The organism is Streptacidiphilus monticola (assembly GCF_042658505.1).
Taxonomy (GTDB): Bacteria; Actinomycetota; Actinomycetes; order Streptomycetales; family Streptomycetaceae; genus Streptacidiphilus; species Streptacidiphilus monticola.
Genome location: NZ_JBHSQJ010000095.1, coordinates 56,519 through 78,894, shown reverse-complemented (window position 1 = coordinate 78,894; position 22,376 = coordinate 56,519). Strand labels below are relative to the sequence as shown.

Here is a 22,376-nt window from a genome sequence, read left to right as displayed (position 1 = left end):
TTGTGTGAGTGCTCAGCTGGAGTAGGCGCTGTTCTCGTGCACGTAGTCGGCGGTCAGGTCGTTGGTCCAGACGCTGGCGGCGGCCGTGCCCGCGTGCAGATCGGCGGTGATGACCACGTCGCGGTCCTTCATGCTCACCAGCTCGCGGTCCTCGCCGACGCTGCCGTTCCGGCAGACCCAGACGCCGTTGATGGCGACGTCCAGCCGGTCCGGCTCGAAGGCGGCGTCGGTGGTGCCGATCGCGGCGAGGACGCGGCCCCAGTTGGGGTCCTCGCCGTGGATCGCGCACTTGAGCAGGTTGTTCCGGGCGATGGTGCGGGCGACGTCCACGGCCTCGTCCTCGGTGGCGGCGCCCACGACATCGATGCGGATGTCCTTGCTGGCGCCCTCGGCGTCGGCGATCAGCTGGCGCGCCAGGCTCGCGCAGACCTCGGTGACGGCGGCGGCGAACTCGTCCGCGTCGGGGACGATCTCGCTGGCGCCGCTGGCCATCAGGATCACGGTGTCGTTGGTGGACATGCAGCCGTCGGAGTCGGCCCGGTCGAAGGTGACCCGGGTGGCGCCGCGCAGCACCGCGTCCAGCTCGGGGGCCTCCACCACCGCGTCCGTGGTGAGCACGACGAGCATGGTCGCCAGGCCGGGGGCCAGCATGCCCGCGCCCTTGGCCATGCCCCCGACGGTCCAGCCGCTGCCCTGGACGACGGCGGTCTTGTGGACGGTGTCGGTGGTCTTGATGGCGACGGCGGCCTGCTCGCCGCCGTCGGCGGAGAGCGCTGCCGCGGCCTGCTCCACCCCCGGCAGCAGCTTGTCCATCGGCAGCCGGACGCCGATCAGCCCGGTGGAGGCGACGGCGACCTCGGCCGCGTTCAGGCCCAGCACGTCCGCGACCTTCTCGGCGGTGGCATGGGTGTCCTGGAACCCCTCGGGCCCGGTGCAGGCGTTCGCCCCACCGGAGTTGAGGACCACGGCGGACACGCTGCCGCCCTTGAGCACCTGCTGGGACCAGTGCACGGGCGCGGCCTTGACCCGGTTCGAGGTGAAGACGCCGGCGGCGGCGAGGCTCGGCCCGTCGTTGACCACGAGCGCGAGGTCCGGCGCACCGGACGCCTTGATGCCCGCCGCGATGCCCGCCGCGCGGAAACCGCGGGCCGCCGTGACGCCGATGCCGGTCGTGGCCGGGGTGTGCTGATGCGTCGTCACGGTGCGACTCCTGTCTGCGGAAGACCGAGCTCCTCGGGCAGCCCGAGGGCGATGTTCATGCTCTGGACGGCACCGCCGGCGGTGCCCTTGGTGAGGTTGTCGATGGCGCTGATCGCGACGACCCGGCCCGCCGTCTCGTCCAGGACGACCTGGACGAGCGCGTTGTTCGAGCCGAGCACGGAGGCGGTGGCGGGCCACTGCCCCTCGGGGAGCAGGTGCACGAAGGGCTCGCTGCCGTACGCCGACTCGTAGGCGGCGCGCAGCTGCTCCGCCGTGACGCCCGGCTTGGCCTTGGCCGAGCAGGTGGCGAGGATGCCCCGGGCCATGGGCACGAGCGTCGGCGTGAACGACACGCTGACCCGCTCGCCCGCGACGGCGCTGAGGTTCTGCGTGATCTCCGGGGTGTGCCGGTGCACGCCGCCGACGCCGTAGGGACTGACCGAGCCCATGACCTCGCTGCCGAGCAGGTGCGGCTTGGGCGCCTTGCCCGCGCCGGACGTCCCGGACGCGGCGACGACGACGGCCTCGTCCTCGACCAGCCCGGCCGCGTAGGCGGGGAACAGCGCCAGGGTGGACGCGGTCGGGTAGCAGCCGGGGACGGCGATCCGCTTGCTGCCCTTCAACGCGGCCCGGTGGCCCGGCAGTTCGGGCAGCCCGTAGGGCCAGGTGCCGGCGTGCGGGGAGCCGTAGAACTTCTCCCAGTCGGCGGCGTCGTGCAGGCGGAAGTCCGCACCGCAGTCGACCACCAGCACGTCCGGCCCCAACTGCTCGGCCACGGCGGCGGACTGGCCGTGCGGCAGCCCGAGGAAGACGACGTCGTGCCCGGCGAGGGTCTCGGAGGTGGTGGGCTCCAGGACCCGGTCGGCCAGGGGCCGGAGATGCGGCTGCAGCTCGCCCAGCCTGGTGCCCGCGTTGGAGCCCCCGGTGAGCGCGCCGATCTCGATCTCGGGGTGAGCGAGGAGCAGGCGCAGCACCTCGCCTCCGGCGTACCCGCTCGCCCCCGCTACCGCTGCCCGGAATGCCATGTGCCCTCCTCGTGTCGGGATAACTATACGGTTGGCAGCACATTCATGCAATGAGCTGCCCCATGAGCGACGACGGGCGACCCTCGTCACATCCGCCCTGCCGGCCATCGAGCCACCGTCGCCGGTCAGGGGGCCACGCGAAACGAGCACGGGCCGGCTTCCAGCCCATCCCGACGAGGCGGCGGCGGCTCCCGACGCACAACTGCACCTCGCGTGGTCGAGGGCTCACCGCGGCCCCATCGGGCTCGACGGCCGGGGCGCTGGGCGTCGCCCGGACTTGTCGAGGGCGGCGGCGAGGCCACCCCCCGGGCGGCATCGGCGCCGCGGCCCGGCTCGCCCGCGCCAACGAGCGTCGGCGGCGGCACGAACCGGACGCGCCGGTCATCCACGCCCGGCGACGGGGCGTCAGCCCCGAAGAGCCGCCGCCACCAGGCCCTCGATGGCCTCGCGGGACACCTGTCCGCCGGTGACGAGCCGATCGAAGACCAGGCCGTCGATGCAGGCCAGCAGGGTGGCACTGCGGGACTCGACGTCCGCCTCGGCCACCCCCTGGGACGAGAGGAAGTCACGGACGGCCGCCCGTCCCGCGTTCTCGCGCGGAACGAGGATCTCCCGCAGCTCCGGGTCGCGCACGCTCTCGACGGCGCAGGCGTAGCGGGCCAGCGACCGCCGCCGGCCCTCGCCCGTCAGCCGGCGCCTGGTCAGCAGCGCGATGCCGTCAGCCAGTTCGGCGGGGTCGCGCACCAGGACCTGCTCCCCCATCAACTGCAGCTCCTCCTGGTCGAGTTGGACCAGCCTGCGGACGAGGGCGGTCAGCAGCGCGGCCCGGGTGCGGAAGTAGGCGGAGGTGGTCCCCGCAGGCAGCCCGGCAGCCCGGTCCACGGCCCGATGGGTCAGGCCGCGGATGCCGTCGTCGGCCAGGACGTCCAGGGCGGCGTCCGCCAGGAGGGTGCGTCGATCGGAGCTCACACCTCTTTCTACACCTGTAGAAGCGAGGGAGTAACGTTCCTTCTACAGATGTAGAAGGAACGTCTTCCTGAGGGGGTTCTGCCCATGGGCAGCACAGCCGTGGTCGTCGGCGGGGGCATCGGCGGACTCGCCGCCGCGATCGGTCTGCACCGCATCGGCTGGGAGGTCACCGTCGTCGAGCGGTCCGCAGCCCTCGACGACGCGGGGGCAGGCATCTCCCTGGCCGCCAACGGCATCCGGGCCCTGGACGCGCTCGGCGAGGGCCCGCAGATCCGCGCCGCCTGCCGCGGGCAGTACCGCGGGGGTACCAGGACCCCGAGCGGCCGCCACCTCGCCCGGATGGACGGAGCCGCCCTGGAACGCACGGTCGGCACGCCGATCCTCGGCATCCCCCGCGCCGACCTGCACCGGCTGCTGCGTGCGGCCCTGCCTCCCGAGGCGCTGCTCGTGGGCACGTCCGTCGACAGCGTGAGCCAGGCCGAGGCGACCGGCCCGGTCCGCGTCACCCTCGCCGAGGGCGGGGCCGAAAGCGGTGCGACCGCCCCGCTCCTCGCCGACCTCGTCGTCGCCGCCGACGGCATGGGCAGCCGCATCCGCGGCCGCCTCTTCCCCGGCCATCCGGGCCCGGTCCACAGCGGATCGACCGTGCTGCGCGCCATCACCGAGGCCCCGCTGCCACTCGACACCGACTTCGAACTCACCTGGGGCCGCGGTACCGAATTCGGCCACATCGCCTTCCGGGACGGGCGGGCCGAATGGCATGCGGTACTGACCGGGCCCCCAGGCATCCGCTTCCCCGACCCCCTGGCCGAACTGCGCCGTCGCTTCGGCGACTGGCACGACCCGATCCCGGCGCTGCTCGCCGCGACCCGTCCCGAGGCCGTGCTCCACCACGACGTGTTCGAGCTCCGCACGCCGCTGCCGACCTACACCGTGGGCCGGATCGCACTGCTGGGCGACGCCGCCCACGCGATGACCCCGAACCTCGGCCAGGGCGCCTGCCAGGCCCTGGAGGACGCCGTGACGCTGGCTGCCGCCCTCGCCGCCCAGCCCACCGTCGAGGCCGCGCTGACGCGCTACGACGCGGAACGCCGCCCGCGCAGCCAGTCCGTGGCCGCCGCCGCCCGCCAGGCCGGCCGGTTGGGCCACCAGCTGGCCGGTCCCGTGGCCGTGGCCCTGCGCAACACGGCCATGCGGCTCACGCCGTCCGGAGCGGCCCTGCGCATGATCCTCCGTCACCATGCCTGGACACCACCGGCGTTGTAGCCGATTCCGCCTGGGCGGACCCTCCCGCTGCGCCTGCTCCCCGTCCTGCCCGTGGGGACCCACCGCGGCCTCCGGCGTCCGCGTCCGCCTAGGCTGGGGCGGACCCGGACGAAGGAACCCGCCGATGCTCCCCTCCCCCACCGTCGCCCACGCCGCCGACGGGACGCCGATCGCGTACCAGCTCCAGGGCGACGGGTTCCCGCTCGTGCTCCTCGCCGGGCAGGCGAACACGCACCGCTGGTGGGACGGCATCCGGGAGGACTTCCACACCACGCACGCCACCCTCACCCTCGACTGGCGCGGGGTCGGCGACAGCGGAAAGCCGGAAGAGGGGTACTCCACACCCGAGTTCGCGGAGGACGTCGTCGCCGTCCTCGACGCGCTCGACATCGAGCGCGCGGACGTCTACGGCACCTCCATGGGCGGCCGGGTGGCGCAGTGGCTGGCCGCGCGCCACCCGCAGCGGGTCCGGCGGCTGGTCCTGGGGTGCACCTCCCCGGGCGGACCGCACGCCGTCGAGCGGGACATGACGGTCCGTCGGGCGCTCGCCCAGCCCGACCAGCGCGCGGCGCTGGCCACGCTGATAGACCTGATGTACACCCCCGCCTGGCGCGCCGACCACCCCGGCCCGTACCGGACGCTCGGCGACCCGCACCTGCTCCCCCACGCCCGCCGCGGCCACCTGCTCGCCAGCAACCGCCACGACGCCTGGGACGTGCTGCCCGACATCACCGCCCCGACGCTGGTCCTCCACGGCGACGAGGACCGGATGACCCCCGCGGACAACGTCCCACTGCTGGCCGCGCGCATCCCGGACGCACGGAGCCACCTGTTCCGCGGCGCCCGGCACGCCTACTTCGAGGAGTGCCGGCCTGCGGCAAGCGACCTCGTGCACGACTTCCTGACCACCGACCTGTAGCCACCCGACAGCGGCCGTTCACGGGGACCGGGGTAACGTCGGGCCGTTAACGCCTGCAAACAGAAGGAAACGACGAGTGAGTGACATCGCGCGCGTAGGAGTGGTCGGCTGCGGCCTCATGGGCTCGGGCATCACGGAGGTCTTCGCCCGCGCGGGCCTGGACACCGTCGTCTCCGAGACCGACGGCGTCGCCCTGGAGCTGGGCCGCGCGCGGGTGACCCGCTCCCTCGACACCGCGGTCAAGCGCGGCAAGCTCACCGAGGACGAGCGCGACGCGGCCCTGGCCCGGATCACCTTCACGACCGACCTCGCCGACTTCCACGACCGCGACTTCGTGGTGGAGGCGGTGGCCGAGCGCGAGGAGGTGAAGACCGCGATCTTCCGCACCCTGGACAAGGTCGTCACCCGCCCTGACGCGATCCTCGCCTCGAACACCTCCTCCATCCCGATCGTCAAGATCGCCTCGGCCACGCAGCGCCCGGAGCAGGTGCTCGGCGTCCACTTCTTCAACCCGGCCCCGGTGCAGAAGCTCGTCGAGATCATCCCCACGCTGACCACCTCGACGGAGACGGCCAACCGGGCTGAGTCCTTCTGCCGCGAGGCGCTGGCCAAGGAGCCCATCCGCGCCCAGGACCGGGCCGGCTTCGTCGTCAACGCCCTGCTGGTGCCCTACCTGCTGTCCGCGGTCCGCATGTTCGAGTCCGGCCTGGCGACGGCCGAGGACATCGACCGCGGCATGGAGGCCGGCTGCGCCCACCCGATGGGTCCGCTGCGCCTGTGCGACCTGATCGGCCTGGACACGATCGTGTCGATCGCCGACTCCATGTACGACGAGTACAAGGAGCCGCTGTACGCCGCGCCCCCGCTGCTCCAGCGCATGGTCGACGCCGGCCGCCTGGGCCGGAAGTCGGGTCGGGGCTTCTACCAGTACTGATGCACTCCCCGGGGGGCTCCCCGGGCATGAACGCGGCGCCCTTGGCGACGGCGTGCGCGAGGATGTCCGATTCCTCTCCCGTTGCTGCCGACACATGCTCGGCAGCAACGGGGCGCTCGTAGTTCAGCGCCGGGCATCAACCGGGGCGTTGAACGTGATCCAGGTGTCGGGCGGCAGGTCCGGACGACCGGTCACCGGCCTGCGTTCCTCACTCCATCCATCGCCGGCGATCTCCGTGGCGACGCGGCGCCAGAATGCGACCGCGGCGACGTTGCTCTCCTGGAAGGCGACTTCCCAGGGTCCCGGGTGTTTCGCCACGACCTCTCGAACCGCTCGGAGCCCGATCCCCGCTCTGCGCGCCCCACGGACCACGAAGAAGCTGTTCAGCACGCGGGTCGGAGCAGTGAGGCCGCGGACGAACGCGAGGCCCACGGGGGATGCGCTGCTGGTCAGGAGGTAGGCAGCCCAGTCGGCCCGGGTGAGGGCGGCGTGGAGCCACTCGCTCCTGAACGTTCCGTCGGGGTTGGGCAGAGCACCGCTGAACTCCGACAGGTCGTGTCGGAACAACAACCAGAGGCGCTCCAACACCGGTTGGTCGGTCGCCTCCGCGAGGCGCGCTGATACGTCGGTCATGGATCTCTTTCGTGTCGCGAAAAACTGAACTGCCTGGGCCCCAGGGCCGACTCACGGACTCGGCAGCGCCGAGGACCACCCGCGGGCATGCGCCCGCCAAGGGCCAGGGCGACGATGGGATGACAGCAGTTCACGTGGTCGACCCATTGGGGGTACCTGATGGCTGGTCTCATTCGCAAGAGCCTCGACTCACCCGAGGAAGTCCGCCCGTTCGAGGAGGACAAGGGCAGGCTCGAACTCGTCAACCTCGACGCCGGGCCGGTCGGCCGGGCGACCTTCGAACCCGGCTGGCAGTGGTCCAAGCACGTCAAGCCCATCGCCAAGACCGACAGCTGCCAGGCGGCCCACATGGGCTACTTCGTCTCCGGTCGCATGAAGGTGGTCATGGACGACGGGGAGGAGGCGGAGTACGGCCCGGGCGACTTCGGCATCATCCCGCCCGGCCATGACGCCTGGATCGTGGGCGACGAGCAGTGCGTCGTCATCGACTGGCAGGGCTTCGCGGACTACGCCAAGCGCTGACGCCCTGGCGGCCCCGCCGCCCCCACCCGGTCGTGTACCCGAGGGGCGGGCGGACCGGAAGGCCGCCTCCCCTGGGAGGCCTGACTTCCAGTCAGCCCTGACCTGTCCCGCAACGGGCCCCGGCTCCACCTGAGCCGGGGCCCGTTGCCCGTGGCGGGGGCGGGCAGTTGTACAGGCATGAGCGTGAACTCCCCGCAGTGGCGGCTCCTGGTCGACCATGTGCAGAGCATCCCCGAGCAGGTCTACGAGCACTGGCGCCCGGGCAGCGGCTGGGACAACCGGACCCGCTTCGGGCGGGAGTACGGCTGGGACGGCGTGGCGTGGTGCATGATCTTCGCCTGGGACATGTACCACGACGTGGGACTCGACGCGGTCGTGCCGAAGACGGCAAGCGTGGCCGTGATGGCGGACTGGGCACGGCGGCACGGACGTTGGTCGGAGTACCCCTCCGTCGGGGCGCTCACGGTGTTCGGCGGTGGCGTGCACACCGAGATCGTCACGGGGTTCGACGCCGCCACGGTCCGCACCAAGGGCGGGAACTCGCTCCGTACCGGGGCGGTGGACAACGGGCAGGGCAACGGGGTCTGGTCGCACAGCCACGCCCGCCAGGACCCGTACGTCACCGGCTATCTGGCGCCCCGCTTCCCGGACGGCGACTGCCCGCCGACCGCGGACCCGTCCGATCCGCGTGGCGGACGGGCCGTCGGATCCTGGCTGTGGGGCCCGCTCGCGCCGAGTCGGCCCGTGCCGATCCCGGGGCCGCGACGGCCGGTGGTGTCGCTCGCGCACCTGGTCGCGGCGGCCCGGACGGATCCCGGGGCCGCACAGGGGCACACCACCTTCCCGGCGGACGTGCGGCCCGTGGAGGCGGCGCTGCGGGCCGAGGGCCTGCTGGCCCCCGCCTACGCGGGTGACGGCAGCTTCGGCAGCCGGACCCTCACCGCCTACGCCGCCTGGCAGCACCGCTGCGGCTTCGCCGGGTCGGACGCGGACGGCATCCCAGGGCGGTCCAGCCTCCGGCTGCTGGCGGCCAAGCACGGCTTCGGGGTGCGGAACTGAACGGGGGCCGGACGCGCGACCCCACGGCCTCAGCGACGGCGCGGAGGCCCGGAGCCGCCCGACGTACCCGGCCTGCTCGGTGGCTTCGCGCGAGGGTCTGCGCATCCGTGACGGATACCGAGCGAAATCGATCGGTCCGGTTCCGCTATAACATCACACCTGTCCGATCTTGCTCGCTACACTCCCCCCGGCTCGCGGAACACCCCACGGGCCCACGGGAGTTGAGAGGGCGGGCGGGCACGGATGTCGGTTCCGACAGCGGAGGTCATCTCCTACCAGGCGGCCGAAGTGGCCGACGACTACCGGCGCTGGGACGACGCCGGGAGCTGGGCGTTCGGCTACTCCTTCGTTCCCGCCGCCCTGGGCGGCCTGTCGCAGGGCGCCCGCGTGCTCGATCTCGGCTGCGGCCCGGGCGAGGTGACCCGCTTCGTCGCCGAGCGATGTCCCGGCGTCCGGTTCACGGCCGTGGACTCCTCGCCCGCGATGATCGACCTGGCACACCGTCACTTTCCCCACCCCCGCGTGGAGTACGGGCTCAGCGAGCCCGACGGGGTGCCCACGGTGGCCGATCGCAGCATGGACGCGGCGCTGGCGATGTTCCTGTTCACCTGCATAGGAAGCCAGGCGCAGATGCAGGATCTCGTCGACGAGCTGGCCCGCACACTCCGCCCCGGCGGGCGGCTGGTGATCCTGCACCCGAACCCGGACCAGGCCCACGACGTGTCCTTCGAGGGCTTCCACCGGGGCGAGCCGGGAGCGCGCTACACGTCCGGCGACCCGATGCCGGTCAAGGTCCGCCGCCGGGACGGGAGTTGGACGACGATCGTCAACTCCTACTGGCCCCGCGAAACCTTCCACGCCGTGCTCAGCGCGGCGGGCTTCACGGACATCCGGGAGACCACCCCCGTCTTCGCGGACGCGGTCGGGGTCGCCTCCCCGGACCTGCTCGCCTCCCGTGCGTGGGAGCAGGAGCGCAGCCGCGCCCCCTTCATCCTCTTCACCGCCACCGCCCACGGCCGCCCCGGCACCACGCGGCTGCCCCGGCAACCGACCACCCGCTGAGCGCGTGGCCGCTGCCGCACCACCGCCCCCGGCGCCAACCCGCCGGGCCAGGCAAAACGCCCCTGTCCTGGCCACCAGGCCCCGCACGGGCACGGCAAGCCCGCCCGCGGGGCACAACAGGCGGGGCCGCACCACCGCCTCCGGCGGCGAGTGCGGTGCCGCCGGGCGGGCGGGAACGGCTGGGGGGTTCCGCCGACGGTCGTGAGCGCGCCTCGGTGGGTTCGGCAAGGCCCGTCAGGGCGTGGGCGGGCGGCCGCCCAGGACGTGGACGGCTTCGGCGGCCTGGGCGCAGCCCGAGGCGCAGGCGGCGGCCGGGGGCGCGCCGTGCAGCAGCCCGGCCAGGTAGCCGCCGGCGAAGGCGTCGCCGGCGCCGGTGGTGTCGGTGACGCGCGGCACGGGGGCCGCGGGGACCCGCGCCAGCAATTCCCCGCCGGAGGCCACCACGGCGCCGTCCGCCCCCAGCTTGACCACCACCGTCGGCCCCCGCCGGCTCAGCAGCCGGGCCGCGTCCTCCGCAGGGGCGTCCCCCGCACGCGCGAGCAGTCGCGCCTCCGCCGCGTTGGGCAGCAGCAGGTCCGCTCCCGCGACCAGGTCGAGGAAGACGTCCGGGCCGAGCTCCGCGAGGAAGCCCGTCGAGGCCGGGTCCACACTGACGGGCAGCCCGCGCGCCAGCAGCAGGCGGGCCAACTCCCGCCCCGGCGCCGAGAAGAGCAGGTACCCGGACAGGTGGATCCGGTCGACGCCCGCCAGCAGGGCGTCGTCCCAGTCCTCGGGGCCGAGCAGCGCTCCCGCGCCGCGCTCGGTGACCATCGTGCGCTCGCCCTCCGCATCCACCAGGCAGATGACGACCGCGGTCGGATGCTCCTGATCCACCCTCAACTGCGCCCGCACGCCCGCCAGTGCCGCTCGGTGCCACTCCGCCGAGTCCGCCCCGACCCGGGCCAGCAGGCGCACGTCCGCACCCGAACGCGCCGCCCACGCCGCCGTGTTGGCGGCGGAGCCGCCCGGGCGGATCGAGATGCGGGCCGCTGTGTCGGTCGCCGGGGCGAGCGGCTCGGCGTGGCAGGCGAGGACGTCGGTCACGACGTCCCCCACCACGAGCAGCCCCGCACCGCTCACGCGGGGCGTCCGCTCCCGGCCTCGGGCCGCGGCGCGCCGCCGGGATCGCGCAGTGCCTGCGCGATCTCCACCGCGAGGCGCACGTTCCCGCGCACCGCCGCGAGGTTGGCCTCCAGGGAGGCGCCACCCGTGTGTTCGACGAGGTAGGCGAGCAGGAACGGCGTCACGGCCTGGCCCGTCACGCCCGCCTGGTCGGCGGCCGCCAGCGCGTCGGCCAGGACCTGCCCGTGCCGGGCGGGATCGAGCTGCTCGGACTCGGCGACGGGGTTGGCCACGATGAGCGCTCCCGGTGTGCCCAGGGCCTCCCGGGCGCGGATGACGGCGGCGACCTGCTCGGGCGAGTCCGCTCGCCAGTCCACCGGCTGACCGGAGCTGCGCAGGTAGAAGCCGGGGAACTCGTCGGTCCGGTACCCGAGGACGCCGACGCTGAGCGTCTCCAGCCGCTGCAGCGTGGCCGGGACGTCCAGGATCGACTTCACCCCGGCGCAGACCACCGCGATGCGGGTGCGGGCCAGCAGCCCGAGGTCGGCGGACTCGTCCTGGGTGGTGACCCAGTCCCGGTGGACGCCGCCGAGGCCGCCGGTGGCGAAGACGCCGATGCCGGCCGCTGCGGCCAGGAACGCGGTGCCGGACACGGTGGTGGCCCCGCTCACGCCCAGGCCCACCGCCGGTCCCAGGTCGCGCACGCCAAGCTTGCGCAGCCCGTCCTCCTCGGCCAGGCGCTCCAACTCGCCCTTGCCGAGGCCGATCCGGGCCACACCGTCGAGCACCGCGATCGTCGCCGGCACCCCGCCGCCGGCCCGGACCAGGGACTCCAGCTCATGCGCCAGCGCCAGGTTGAGCGGGCGCGGCAGCCCGTGGGAGATGATCGTCGACTCCAGCGCGACCACGGGCGCCCCGTCGTGGAGGGCGTCCCGCACCTCGTCGGACAGCCTGGGTTCCTGATCGAGCGTCACCATGCCGGGAATTCTGGTCCTCCCGGCCAAGGGTCAAACCCCGCCGGGCGCGATAGGGTACCGCGATGATCTTCAAGAGGAGCGCCGAGGGCGACCCGCGGACCCCGGACCTTGCCGGGCTGGTCGCCGAGTTGGAGCAGGGCGTCGCCGCCCGCGACGGAGCCCGTGTCGAAGCCGCGTTCAACGCCCTGGGGCGGACGTTGCAGCAGTCCGGGGATGAGGAGAGCGCCGCCGCCGGCCCGCGCCTGGCGGCACTGATCCCGGGCTTCCCGCCGACCGGTCCCCGTGCGGTGCTGGCCGTCATGTCCGGGGCCTGCGTCGAGCGCGGCGCCGACGCCGCGGCCTGCGCCGAGCCCATCCTCGACGGCGCGCTGAACGCCCTGCGCGACGCCGCCCGCTTCGCCGACCTGTGGCGGGGCTCCGCCACGGCGGACCTCCCCGCGCCCGACGAGATGAACGACGCGGTCATCGAGGGCTTCGCCGAGGCCGCCCAGCTGCACCCGATGGACGCGCTCGTCCTGGCGCTGGCCTGGATCTACCTGGACGAGTGGCAGATGGCCGCCCTCGCCGTCCTCTCCCGCGGCGACGCGGTCCGCCGAGGTCTCGGCGAGCGGCGCACCGAGTTGCTCGCCGCGGTCGAGACGGTGGCGGCACTGGACGTCCACGACCTGAAATGCCTCGCCTACGCGCTGCTGGTACTGGACGACGAGCCGCTGGTGGTGCTCCACCGCCCGACCGGCACCGGCTACCGGGTCCGGATCAGCGGCATCGGAGACAACTTCCAGCTGCACACGCTGCTCGCCCACGCCCTGATCGGCGGCGGCCATCTGCCGGGCAAGCCGCCCGCGGCGGAGGTCGTGGCGGTATCGCTCGACCGCGAATTGCCGGAGGGCGCCCGCCTCGACACCGAGGGCGCGTTCAACCTGGTCTCCCCCGACGGCTCCTGGATCTGGAACGAGGGCACGCCCAGCGACATCCCCGTGGTCGACGGAGTCCGGCTGCTGGTCCTCGACCCCCCGCCCTACCCGCGCGGCTGGAACGCGGGCAGGTTCTTCCCGAACATGCCCGCGTCCCTGGCGCTCGAGGCGGTCCTGCCGCCGACCGAGGCGGCCGACTGGTTCGCTCACGTCAAGCCCGCCTCACCGAAGGGGACTTGAGCCTCCCTCCGGACTGCTCGGGCACCCTCAGTGGTGCCCGAGCAGATGGAATCCGCGCCGACGGTGCCCGGCCGGAGCCACCGGCTCCTCGGCCACCGGCACGGCCGCGCCGCGCGGCGGCATTCCCGCGTTGGCCTTGCGGGCCATCCGCAGCTCGTGGCTGCGCCGCCACGACCGGCGGGCACTGGCCGGGATCATGGCCAGCGCCAGGCAGAAGACCAGTGCCAACGCCAGCCCGGCGAGGAACGCACCGAGGGTGTTCACGGTGCCCAGGTCCTGACCGAACATGGTGACGGTGTAACTGGGCCCGCCGCCGATGTTCTCCGCAATCAGCAGCCCCGCGAACGCGGCGCTGCCCCCTGCCAGCAAAAGTCCGAGCAGCAGCATGTCGAGCTCACCCCTCCCAGGGGAACGAGTCCGTCTCTGCGGCTCGCCTACCCCCGCCGGGTCAGCGCATGCTCGCCGCGAGGCGGGTCAGCCCCAGCAGCGCGTCCAGGTTGGGCGTCGGCACCCCCACCCGTTCGCCGATCTCGCGGACCGCGCCCACCAGCGCGTCCAGCTCCAGCGGCCGCCCGGCCTCCATGTCCTGCAGCATGGACGTCCGCATCGCCCCCAGTTTGCGGGTCACCTCGGTGCGGTCCTGCGGGGTCTCCTCGATCGGACAGCCGATCAGCGCACCGATCCGCTGGGCCTCCAGCATGGCGTCCTGACAGAAGCGCAGCACGAGCGGATCGTCCAGGATCCGGTCCGCGGTGGCCCGGGTGAGGGCGGAGACCGGATTGGTCGTCATGTTGCCCCAGAGCTTGTACCAGACCTCCTTGTGGATCTGAGTCGACAGCTCGACCTCAAGGTCCGCCCCGCGGAACAGCGTGGCCAGCGACCGCAGCCGGTCGGAGGTCCCACCGTCGGGCTCCCCGAGGATGAACCGGTTGCCGCCCACGTGCCGGACGAGCCCGGGCTCGGGCGAGGCACTGCTCATGTGCACGACGGCGCCGACGACCTGACGGACCGGCACCTGGCGGGCGATCAGCCCGCCCGGGTCCACGCTGTCCAGGTTCACGCCCTCGCAGGGCCCGCCGAAGCCCTCGAAGAACCACCAGGGCACCCCGTTGAGCGCGGCGACGACAACGGTGTCCGGGCCCAGGAGGGGGACGAGCGACGGCAGCGCGGAGCGCAGCGACTGCGCCTTGACCGACAGCAGGACGACGTCCTGGGGCCCCAACTCGCCCGCGTCCGCGACCGCGTGGACGGGGGCGGTGGTCAACGAGCCGTCCTGCTCGCGCACCCGCCAGCCGTGCGCGCGCAGCGCGTCCAGGGTCGCGCCCCTGGCCACGGCGGCGGTCTCCACGCCCGCGGCTGCGAGCCGCGCCCCGACGAACCCGCCAATGGCCCCCGCACCCAGCACCGTGATCCGCATAGCCAGAACGTACCGCAACCAGGCACCTCCCCTCAGGGGCGCGGGGCTGCGGACAGGTGCGGCTCCGCCACGTGGCGCGACCAGCCCACCACCCGGGGAGGTCCGTCCCGCAGTCAGGGTCGAACCTGACTCAGTGGTGTATTGCCCGCGCCCACCGCGGCGGAGCCGCACCTGTCTGCAGCCCCGCGCCCCTGATGGGCCCTGATGGGCCCTGGCGGGCCCGGAGAGGGGGTTTATCGGACGAACTGGAGCCAGTCCGGGCGGCCGGCCGCGGTGCGCGCCTTTCGGGCGCGCTCCTCCGCCTGCAACTGCTCCGCCGTCGCGAAGGGGCCGGGGAGCCACTCCCCGGACCGCGCGGCCCGCTCCGCGAGGAAGTCGACGTACGCGGCCCGCACCGCCGTCGGCCCGGCGAACCCCGGCTCGTCCGCCAGCCACTCGTCGGGCACCTCCGCCACGACCTCCCGGAGCAGCCCCGCGGTCACCTTCCCCCGCAACTCCTCATCCGCGCGGGCCACTTCCGGCCCGTACCCGCCGAGCGCGTGGTCGGCGAGCGGGTAGCGCCGGGCCACCGCGTCCGCCGCCGCGTCCCAGCGGTGGTGGAAGACCAGCGCCGCACCGTGGTCGATCAGCCACAGCCGCCGGTGCCACACCATCAGGTTGGGGCTGTGCACGGTCCGGTCGACGTTCTGCACCAGCGCGTCGAACCAGACCACCCGCCCGGCCTCCTCGGGCGTCAGGTCGAGCAGCGGCCCGGCAGCGTGCCCGCCCCCGCCGTCTCCGGGACGGAAGTCGACGGCGCCGGGCAGGAAGTCCATGCCCAGGTTCCGGCCTCCGCTCGCCGACAGCAGGTCCTGGACCTCCTGGTCGGGCTCGTGCGCGGCCACCGCCGGGTCGAAGTCGACCAGCACCAGCTCCGGCACGCGAAGGCCCAGCCGTCGCCCGAGCTCGCCCACGATCACCTCGGCGACCAGCGCCTTCCGCCCCTGTGCCGCCCCCACGAACTTGACCACGTAGGTGCCGAAGTCGCTCGTCTCGACGATACCGGGCACCGAGCCGCCGGAGCGCAGCGGCGCGAGGTAGTGCAGCGCCCGCACCCGTGCCAGTTCGCCGTCGCCGTCCGCCACGCTCAGCTCTCCTCCGTACGCAGGCCCCCGGCGGCGGCAGACGCCACCGGCCAGCAGCAGGCCCACCAGCGCCCAGTCAGCCACGGCCCAGAAGCCCCAGCAGGCTCCCGAAGACTGACGCGGCGTCAGCCTCCTGCCACTCCGCTCCGCCGAAGACCTCCGCGGCGGTCTCCCGAGCGGTGGTCAGCATGTCGGCCAGCCGCTCGCGTCCCGTTGCCGTGAGGGCGGCGTAGGCCACGCGGGCGTCGCGCGGGTCCTTCTCCCGTTCCACCAGTCCGATGCGTTCCAACGGCCCGAGCGCCCGGGTGATTCCGGAGGCGCTGAGCCCGAGGGCCTGCGCCAGGTCCACCCGGCGCATCCGGCCGCCGGGGGCCTGGCCGAGGCTCATCAGGATCTGGAAGTCCGCGAAGCTGACGCCGTGGTGCCCGGAGAGCCGGGTGTCGAAGCGCCGGCTCACCTGGGTCTGCGCCCGGTTCAGCCGCAGCGCGAGATCGAGCGGGTCGATGGTGGCCATGTGCCGAGCCTAACAGATACTTGCGCACTCAAGCATCCGTGCAGAATCTCGCCCCCCACCCCGGCGCACCCCCGGCTGACGTCCAGCGGGACCCGTACTGCCCCGCCCCGTACGCCACGAGGCCCGCCCTCGCACCGGGGAGAACGGGCCTCGATCCAAGCCGGTCGCGCGGCCTCAGGCGCGCAGGGTGGCGCCCACCCGCTCGGCGGCGGCCGCCACCGCGGCCTCACGGGCCGCCGACGCCTCGTCGGCGGTCAGCGTCCGGTCCGGGGCCCGGAACCGCAGCGCGTAGGCCAGGGACTTCTTGCCCTCGCCCAGGCTCTCGCCCGTGTAGACGTCGAACAGCCGCAGCGACTCCAGCAGTTCGCCCGCGCCCGCGCGCAGCGCGGCCTCGACCTCACCCGCGTGCACATCGGCGTCCACGACCAGCGCGACGTCCTGGGTGGCCACCGGGAAGGACGAGATCTTGGGCCCCTCCGGCTTGATCGCCCCGTCCTGCGTCAGCAGCTCCAGGTCCAGCTCCATCGCGCAGGTGCGCTCCGGCAGGTGCAGCGCCTTGACCGTACGCGGGTGCAGCTCGCCGGCGTGGCCGACCAGCCGGTCCCCGACGTACAGCGCGGCGCAGCGGCCCGGGTGCCAGGGGGCGTGCTGATCCTGACGCACCGTCAGCTCCACGCCCGCCGCACGGGCGACGATGCGGGCCGACTCGACGGCGTCCGCCCAGGTCCACGGCGTGGCCGGGCCCCACCAGCCCTGCGGCTCGCGGTTGCCCGCGAGCACCGCGCCGACGCGGTGCGGCTGGCGCGGCAGCGCGTCGTTGAGCGCGGCCACCTCCTCGGCGGTCGGACGCCGGTCCACCGGCAGGCGCGGCGCGCTGTACAGCGTCTTCGCGGTGCCGTCCACGCGGAACACCAGACCCAGCTCGAACAGCGCCACGTCGGTGGCGCCGCGGCCGACGTTGCGGCGCAGCGCGGCGAGCAGGCCGGGCAGCAGCGTCGTGCGGAGGGAGGGCTCCTCGTCCGAGATCGGGTTGGCCAGCTTCACCGTCTCCCGGCGCGGGTCGTCCGCGTCCAGGCCGAAGGCGTCGAGCACGGCTTCGCCGATGAACGGGTAGTTCTGCACCTCGACGTAACCGGCCGAGGCGAGCGCCGACCCGGTACGGCGGCGCAGCCGCTGAGCGTCCGTCAGACCGCGGCCGGCGGGGACGGTCGGCAGCGTGGAGGGCAGCGCGTCGTAGCCCTCCAGCCGGATGACCTCCTCGGCCAGGTCGTTCGGATCGGTCAGGTCGGGCCGCCAGCTCGGCGGGGTGACCACCAGCACGTCGGCGCCCTCGACGGTGCAGCCGACCTCCTGGAGCCGGCGGACGACGGTCTCGCGGCCGTACTCCATGCCCGCGACGCGGTCCGGGTGGTCCGCGGCGATGGTGATGGAGTGGACCGGACGCGGTGCGGCGATGTCGGTGACCCCGGCCTCCGCGGTACCGCCGGCGACTAGGACCAGCAGGTCCACGGCCCGCTGCGCGGCGGCCTTGGCGGCCTCCGGGTCCACGCCGCGCTCGAAGCGCTTGGCGGCCTCGGAGGGCAGCTTGTGGCGGCGCGCGGTGCGGAACACCGACACCGGCTGGAAGTGCGCGGCCTCGACGATGACCTCGGTGGTGCCCGCGATCAGTCCGGTCTCCGGGTCGACCACGGGCTCGGCGATCTCGGTGCCGGCCCCGCCCATGACGCCCGCGAGCCCGATGGGACCGGAGTTGTCGCAGATGAGCAGGTCCTCGGCGTCCAGCACGCGCTCGACGTCGTCCAGGGTGCGCAGCTTCTCGCCGGGCTGGGCACGGCGGACGGTGATCGCGCCGTCCACCCGGGCCCGGTCGTAGGCGTGCAGCGGCTGACCCAGCTCCAGCATCACGTAGTTGGTGATGTCGACGGCCAGCGAGATCGGGCGCATGCCCGCCTTCTGGATCCGGCGCTGCATCCACAGCGGCGTCACCGCGGCCGGGTCCAGGTCGACGACGCTGCGGGCGACGAAGCGGTCGCAGCCGACCGGGTCCTCGACCTTGACCAGCGGGCCGTAGGAGTTGGCCGGCGGCACGTCCAGCAGCGCCGGGTCGCGCAGCGGCAGCCCGTAGGCGATGGCCGCCTCGCGGGCGACGCCGCGCAACGAGAGGCAGTAGCCGCGGTCGGCGGTGACGGCGATGTCGAGCACCTCGTCGACCAGCTCCAGCAGCTCGATCGCGTCGGAGCCGACCTCGACCGTCTCCGGCAGCACGATGATGCCGTTGTGGTCGTCGCCCATGCCCAGCTCGCGGGCCGAGCAGATCATGCCCTCGGAGGTCCTGCCGTAGGTCTGCCGCGCCGAGATCGGGAACGGGCCGGGCAGCACGCCGCCGGGCAGGATCACCACGACCTTGTCGCCGACCTTGAAGTTCCGCGCGCCGCAGACGATCTGCTGCGGCTCACCGGTGCCGTTGGCCGGGCCGACGTCCACCAGGCAGTAGCGGATGGGCTTCTTGAAGCCCTCGAGCTCCTCGATGGACAGCACCTGGCCGACCACGATCGGGCCCTTGAGCTCGGCGCCCAGCTGCTCGACGGTCTCGACCTCCAGGCCGGCCCGGATCAGCTTCTCCTGCAGGTCGCGACCGGTCACCCCGGCGGGGAGGTCGACGTACTCCCGCAGCCACGAAAGCGGGATACGCATCAGATCTCCATCCCGAACGGGAGGGTGAAGCGCACGTCACCCTCGACGATGTCTCGCATGTCCTCGACGTTGTGACGGAACATCAGCATCCGCTCGATGCCGAAGCCGAACGCGAAGCCGCTGTACTTCTCCGGGTCGATGCCGCAGGCAATCAGCACCCGCGGGTTGACCATGCCGCAGCCGCCCAGCTCGATCCAGCCCTCGGAGGAGCAGGTGCGGCAGGGGCGGTCGGGGTTGCCGACGGACTCGCCGCGGCAGTTGAAGCACACCATGTCCATCTCGGCGGACGGCTCGGTGAACGGGAAGTAGTTGGGCCGCAGCCGGGTCTTCATGCCCTCGCCGAACAGGCTCTGCACCATGTGGTCGAGCGTGCCCTTGAGGTCGGCCATCGTCAGGCCCTCGTCGACGGCCAGCAGCTCGATCTGGTTGAAGACCGGGGTGTGCGTGGCGTCCAGCTCGTCGCTGCGGAACACCCGGCCGGGGCAGACCACGTAGACGGGCGGCTCGGCGGTCGCCAGCATCGAGCGGATCTGCACGCCCGAGGTGTGCGTGCGCAGCACGACGCTCTCGGCGTCCTTGAGGAAGAAGGTGTCCTGGGTGGAGCGCGCCGGGTGGTCCGGGCCCATGTTCAGGGCGTCGAAGTTGAGCCACTCCGCCTCGACCTCGGGGCCCTCGGCGACGCTGTAGCCCATCGCCGTGAAGACGTCCATCAGCCGCTCGGCGAAGGTGGTCAGCGGGTGCCGCGCGCCCTGCGGCTGCCGGTCGAAGGGCAGCGTGACGTCGACGGACTCCTCGACCAGGACGCGCGCGTCGCGCTCCGCCTCCAGCTCGGCACGGCGCTCGGCGAGCGCCTTGTTCACCGCGCCGCGGGCCGCGCCCACGCGCTTGCCGGCCTCCGCCTTCGCGTGCGGGGGCAGCGCGCCGATCTCCCGGTTGGCCAGCGCGAGCGGCGACCGGTCGCCGGTGTGCGCGACCTTCGCCTCCTGCAGCGCGGCGAGGTCCGGCGCGGCGGCGAAGGCGGCGAGCGCCTCGTCGCGCAGTCGCTCGATCTCCTCCGGCTTCAACGCGTCGACCTCCACCGGGTCGTACGACTTGTTCGGTGCGGACATCTCTCTCTTCCCGTACAGCGGCGATGGCATCCCGCGACGCCAAAGGCCGAGTCTAGTCGCTGACGGTTCACCGCCCGCCCACCGAGGCGGCCCCGGGGCGGGCAGCGGACAGGCAGTGGTGCCGAGTCCGGACCGGTTCGCCAGGTCGCGGCGTCCGGTGCGGTGGCTCGTGGCGGAGGCTCGCCCTCCCACGGGTCGTACGAGGGCGCGCCCGACCACGCAGCGAAGTGCCGCGCGGGGCACCGAAACCGGGTGGACCTGCCCGGGCACGGCAGCAGCAGCCTCCCGGCCCGGCTGACGGGGCGTCAACCGGATTCCGGGGGCGGCGGGGCGGCCGTCAGCGGTCGCAGGTCCAAGGGAGGAACGGCGGGCGCCAGGGCCGGCCGTCCCCGGCCGTGCCACGGGTCGGGACGTAGACGAGCGGCTCCATGCGCCAGCCGGCGGCGGCCTCGTTGCGGTTGCCGGTCCACAGGTCGATGCCCTGCCAGGCCTGGCCGTCCACGAAGCTGACCGTCCGCGGCTGGCCTCCGCAGGAGGTCGCGGAGAGGTCGCGCCGGCCGCCCGGCGGCGGCGCCGCGGCGGCGAGGTTGACCGGCGCGGTCCAAGGGCCGAGCGGGCCGGGCGCGGTGGCGTAGCCGGTGCCGGTGCCGGAGCAGTAGCCGCAGGCCGGGTCGCTGTAGGTGAGGATCCAGGTCCCGGTGGCGGGATCGGGATACAGCCCCGGGCCCTCGACACGGGTCAGTCCGGCGAGGCCGGTGGCGCCCCTGCCGTCACTGCCGGTCCCCCAGCGGTTCAGCTCCTCCTCGGCCAGTTTCTGGTCCGGGCCGGGACGGGTGCACACCAGCACCGGCCGGCCGCCGGGCACGAGGCTGACGCCGAAGTCGCCGTTGGCCGCGCAGTGCGGCAGCGAGGGCTTGGTGGTGGAGCCGTGCGGCGGTCCCGCCGCGTGTCCGCAGGGTCCGGCGGGGCCGTTGCAGCCCATGGCGTAGTACGCGTTGGCCCGGTACCGGTTCCAGTCCCCCGGCGCGTTGAACCACAGCAGGAAGACCCCGTCGTCGGAGCCCCAGCCGCTGCGCCGGATCATGCGCGGGTTGAAGCAGCCGGCGCCGTCCGCTCCGCAGACCCAGTTCCAGCTGCGGCCGTAGTCGCCCGGCCGGCTCGCGGACAGCCGCCAGGTGTCCACGTCCCGCGGGGAGAACAGCAGCCTCGGCCGCGACCACGGCCCGTCCAGGGCGGGTGCGCTGGACACCCCGAAGCCGCAGAACGGCGTGCCGTGCACGCCCCAGCGGAATCCGCAGCGGTACTCCGTCCCGTAGGCGTAGTAGGTGTCGCCGAAGCGGGCGATCTGCCCGTCGTGGAGGTCCAGGCCCGCGGGCATGGTGAATCCGGCGGGCACGCCGTCGGCCCGGGCCGCTCCGGGCGCTCTGGCCTGCAGCAGCAACGCCGCGAACAGGGCCAGCACGAGAAGACCAGCTGCCTTGCTCCTGCGCGTCCGCAACCTCGGGCCTCTCCGTCGTCACCGGTGGAACCGGTGATCGGTACCCGTCCGCGCTGACGCGGCGTCAGTTCCGGTCCGGGACTCGCCCGATCGGCTCAGGCGAGGACGTCGGGGACGCCGGAGGGCAGGATGAAGCGGAACCGGGCCCCGCCCCCGGGCGCGCGGTCCACCCGGATCAGCCCGCCGTGGGCCTCGACGATGCCCTTCACGATGTAGAGCCCCAGCCCCGTCCCGCCCCGCCGGCTGCCCCGCCAGAACCGGGTGAAGACGCGCGGGATCGACTCCTCGGGAATGCCCGGCCCCTGGTCGCTGACCGTCACCGCCGTGCCCTCGCGCACCGGGCCACCGGGCGTCAACTCGGCCTTCTCGGGCCCGATCTCGATGGTGACGGCGCCCTCCCCGTGCCGCACCGCGTTCTCCAGCAGGTTGCCCAGCACCTGGTCCAGCTTGTCCGCGTCGGCCCAGAGCGGGGGCAGCGGCCCGCACACCCGTACGGAGAACCGTTCCGCCGCGACGCCGCCGGCGACCATCCCCTCCACGTGACGACGCACCGCCGCGGCCATGTCCACGGGCTGCCGCCGTACCTCCAGCCGTCCCGCGTCGATCCGCGAGATGTCCAGCAGCTCCGCGATCAGCCGGGTCACCCGGTTCGCGTCGGCGTCCACCGTCTCCAGCATCAGCAGCTTCTGCGGCTCGGTGAACCGCTCCCACTTCTGCAGCAGGGTGGCGGTGAAGCCCTTGACGCTGGTCAGCGGCGAGCGCAGCTCGTGCGCCACGGTGGCGATCAGTTCGGCGTGGCTGCGCTCGGTGCGCCGCCGCGCCTCCGTCCCCCGCAGCGCGACGACGACCTGGCGCACCGGCCCGGTACCCTCGCGCACGTACCGGGCGGACACCAGCACCTCACGGCCGCCCGGCAGCAGCAGGTTCCGCTCCGGCTGGGCCTTACGGATCGTCAGACCGCCCCAGGGGTCGGTGAGTTGCCACCAGCGGCGGCCCTCGAGGTCCTCCAGCGGCAGCACGTCGGCCAGGGCACGCCCCAGCGCACGCTCCCGCGGCACCCGGGTGATCCGCTCGGCCGCCGCGTTGAAGCACACGACCAGGCCGTTCTCGTCCGCGATGACCAGCCCGTCGGGCAGCAGCTCCGGGTCCACGACGCAGGCGCCCGCGCTGTCCATGGCCGCGACTCCCCTCTGTCCGGC

At 73.7% G+C, this 22,376-nt stretch carries 21 protein-coding genes; 7 read left to right on the top strand and 14 right to left on the bottom strand.

Going from position 1 to position 22,376, the window contains the following annotated elements; translation table 11 throughout:
• Positions 1 to 12 precede the first annotated feature (12 nt).
• The 3 genes from argJ to ACFP3V_RS22320 all read right to left on the bottom strand — a co-directional run bounded on the left by argJ (position 13) and on the right by ACFP3V_RS22320 (position 3,194).
• Positions 13 to 1,164: a bifunctional glutamate N-acetyltransferase/amino-acid acetyltransferase ArgJ gene (argJ, locus tag ACFP3V_RS22330; RefSeq protein WP_380586282.1), complete on the bottom strand. Its 1,152-nt coding sequence runs from the start codon at positions 1,162 to 1,164 to the stop codon at positions 13 to 15.
• Between the two features lie 32 nt (positions 1,165 to 1,196).
• Positions 1,197 to 2,225: an N-acetyl-gamma-glutamyl-phosphate reductase gene (argC, locus tag ACFP3V_RS22325; protein WP_380586204.1), complete on the bottom strand. Its 1,029-nt coding sequence runs from the start codon at positions 2,223 to 2,225 to the stop codon at positions 1,197 to 1,199.
• Between the two features lie 405 nt (positions 2,226 to 2,630).
• Positions 2,631 to 3,194 carry a TetR/AcrR family transcriptional regulator gene (locus ACFP3V_RS22320; RefSeq protein WP_380586201.1) on the bottom strand — a complete coding sequence of 188 codons (564 nt, stop codon included), beginning with the start codon at positions 3,192 to 3,194 and terminating at the stop codon, positions 2,631 to 2,633.
• Between the two features lie 84 nt (positions 3,195 to 3,278).
• Here ACFP3V_RS22320 and ACFP3V_RS22315 point away from each other — a divergent pair, with 84 nt between their 5' ends.
• The 3 genes from ACFP3V_RS22315 to ACFP3V_RS22305 all read left to right on the top strand — a co-directional run bounded on the left by ACFP3V_RS22315 (position 3,279) and on the right by ACFP3V_RS22305 (position 6,313).
• The gene (locus ACFP3V_RS22315; RefSeq protein ID WP_380586198.1) at positions 3,279 to 4,460 is read left to right on the top strand and encodes an FAD-dependent monooxygenase; all 1,182 of its coding nucleotides are present in this window, start codon (positions 3,279 to 3,281) and stop codon (positions 4,458 to 4,460) included.
• A 124-nt stretch (positions 4,461 to 4,584) separates the two neighbouring features.
• Positions 4,585 to 5,379, top strand: a complete 795-nt coding sequence (locus ACFP3V_RS22310) for an alpha/beta fold hydrolase (protein WP_380586195.1) — start codon at positions 4,585 to 4,587, stop codon at positions 5,377 to 5,379.
• Between the two features lie 76 nt (positions 5,380 to 5,455).
• Positions 5,456 to 6,313 carry a 3-hydroxybutyryl-CoA dehydrogenase gene (locus ACFP3V_RS22305; protein ID WP_380586192.1) on the top strand — a complete coding sequence of 286 codons (858 nt, stop codon included), beginning with the start codon at positions 5,456 to 5,458 and terminating at the stop codon, positions 6,311 to 6,313.
• Between the two features lie 123 nt (positions 6,314 to 6,436).
• Here ACFP3V_RS22305 and ACFP3V_RS22300 read toward each other — a convergent pair whose 3' ends face one another.
• Positions 6,437 to 6,946 carry a GNAT family N-acetyltransferase gene (locus ACFP3V_RS22300; protein ID WP_380586189.1) on the bottom strand — a complete coding sequence of 170 codons (510 nt, stop codon included), beginning with the start codon at positions 6,944 to 6,946 and terminating at the stop codon, positions 6,437 to 6,439.
• Between the two features lie 159 nt (positions 6,947 to 7,105).
• Between ACFP3V_RS22300 and ACFP3V_RS22295 the strand changes: the two genes are divergently transcribed.
• The 3 genes from ACFP3V_RS22295 (at position 7,106) to ACFP3V_RS22285 (ending at position 9,589) form a co-directional block, all read left to right on the top strand.
• Positions 7,106 to 7,468, top strand: a complete 363-nt coding sequence (locus ACFP3V_RS22295; RefSeq protein WP_380586186.1) for a cupin domain-containing protein — start codon at positions 7,106 to 7,108, stop codon at positions 7,466 to 7,468.
• A gap of 177 nt (positions 7,469 to 7,645) precedes the next feature.
• Complete coding sequence (locus ACFP3V_RS22290) at positions 7,646 to 8,527, top strand: hypothetical protein (RefSeq protein ID WP_380586184.1); 882 nt, start codon at positions 7,646 to 7,648, stop codon at positions 8,525 to 8,527.
• Between the two features lie 243 nt (positions 8,528 to 8,770).
• Complete coding sequence (locus ACFP3V_RS22285; protein ID WP_380586181.1) at positions 8,771 to 9,589, top strand: class I SAM-dependent methyltransferase; 819 nt, start codon at positions 8,771 to 8,773, stop codon at positions 9,587 to 9,589.
• Positions 9,590 to 9,823: 234 nt separating this feature from the next.
• Here the strand turns inward: ACFP3V_RS22285 and ACFP3V_RS22280 are convergent, their stop codons facing one another.
• Positions 9,824 to 10,708 carry a carbohydrate kinase family protein gene (locus tag ACFP3V_RS22280; RefSeq protein ID WP_380586178.1) on the bottom strand — a complete coding sequence of 295 codons (885 nt, stop codon included), beginning with the start codon at positions 10,706 to 10,708 and terminating at the stop codon, positions 9,824 to 9,826.
• Positions 10,705 to 11,667, bottom strand: a complete 963-nt coding sequence (locus tag ACFP3V_RS22275; protein WP_380586176.1) for a pseudouridine-5'-phosphate glycosidase — start codon at positions 11,665 to 11,667, stop codon at positions 10,705 to 10,707. The genes ACFP3V_RS22280 and ACFP3V_RS22275 overlap by 4 nt, the downstream gene beginning before the upstream one ends.
• Before the next feature lie 62 nt (positions 11,668 to 11,729).
• Between ACFP3V_RS22275 and ACFP3V_RS22270 the strand changes: the two genes are divergently transcribed.
• Entirely contained in the window at positions 11,730 to 12,821 is a 1,092-nt protein-coding gene (locus tag ACFP3V_RS22270) for a hypothetical protein (RefSeq protein WP_380586173.1), read from the top strand.
• 27 nt (positions 12,822 to 12,848) lie between these two features.
• Here the strand turns inward: ACFP3V_RS22270 and ACFP3V_RS22265 are convergent, their stop codons facing one another.
• The 8 genes from ACFP3V_RS22265 to ACFP3V_RS22230 all read right to left on the bottom strand — a co-directional run bounded on the left by ACFP3V_RS22265 (position 12,849) and on the right by ACFP3V_RS22230 (position 22,352).
• Positions 12,849 to 13,208 carry a hypothetical protein gene (locus tag ACFP3V_RS22265; RefSeq protein WP_380586171.1) on the bottom strand — a complete coding sequence of 120 codons (360 nt, stop codon included), beginning with the start codon at positions 13,206 to 13,208 and terminating at the stop codon, positions 12,849 to 12,851.
• Positions 13,209 to 13,269: 61 nt separating this feature from the next.
• On the bottom strand, positions 13,270 to 14,238 hold the full coding sequence (locus tag ACFP3V_RS22260; RefSeq protein WP_380586168.1) for a ketopantoate reductase family protein: 969 nt from the start codon (positions 14,236 to 14,238) through the stop codon (positions 13,270 to 13,272).
• Positions 14,239 to 14,471: 233 nt separating this feature from the next.
• The gene (locus ACFP3V_RS22255; RefSeq protein ID WP_380586280.1) at positions 14,472 to 15,341 is read right to left on the bottom strand and encodes a HipA family kinase; all 870 of its coding nucleotides are present in this window, start codon (positions 15,339 to 15,341) and stop codon (positions 14,472 to 14,474) included.
• Positions 15,342 to 15,438: 97 nt separating this feature from the next.
• Positions 15,439 to 15,876, bottom strand: coding sequence for a MarR family winged helix-turn-helix transcriptional regulator (locus ACFP3V_RS22250; protein ID WP_380586165.1), 438 nt, complete (start codon positions 15,874 to 15,876; stop codon positions 15,439 to 15,441).
• Between the two features lie 174 nt (positions 15,877 to 16,050).
• Positions 16,051 to 18,570 carry a phenylalanine--tRNA ligase subunit beta gene (gene pheT, locus ACFP3V_RS22245; RefSeq protein WP_380586162.1) on the bottom strand — a complete coding sequence of 840 codons (2,520 nt, stop codon included), beginning with the start codon at positions 18,568 to 18,570 and terminating at the stop codon, positions 16,051 to 16,053.
• Positions 18,570 to 19,679 carry a phenylalanine--tRNA ligase subunit alpha gene (gene pheS, locus ACFP3V_RS22240; RefSeq protein ID WP_380586159.1) on the bottom strand — a complete coding sequence of 370 codons (1,110 nt, stop codon included), beginning with the start codon at positions 19,677 to 19,679 and terminating at the stop codon, positions 18,570 to 18,572. Before pheS ends, pheT begins: the two co-directional genes overlap by 1 nt.
• A 337-nt stretch (positions 19,680 to 20,016) precedes the next feature.
• Positions 20,017 to 21,177 carry a glycoside hydrolase family protein gene (locus ACFP3V_RS22235; RefSeq protein ID WP_380586156.1) on the bottom strand — a complete coding sequence of 387 codons (1,161 nt, stop codon included), beginning with the start codon at positions 21,175 to 21,177 and terminating at the stop codon, positions 20,017 to 20,019.
• A gap of 95 nt (positions 21,178 to 21,272) precedes the next feature.
• Complete coding sequence (locus ACFP3V_RS22230) at positions 21,273 to 22,352, bottom strand: sensor histidine kinase (protein ID WP_380586153.1); 1,080 nt, start codon at positions 22,350 to 22,352, stop codon at positions 21,273 to 21,275.
• Positions 22,353 to 22,376 lie beyond the last annotated feature (24 nt).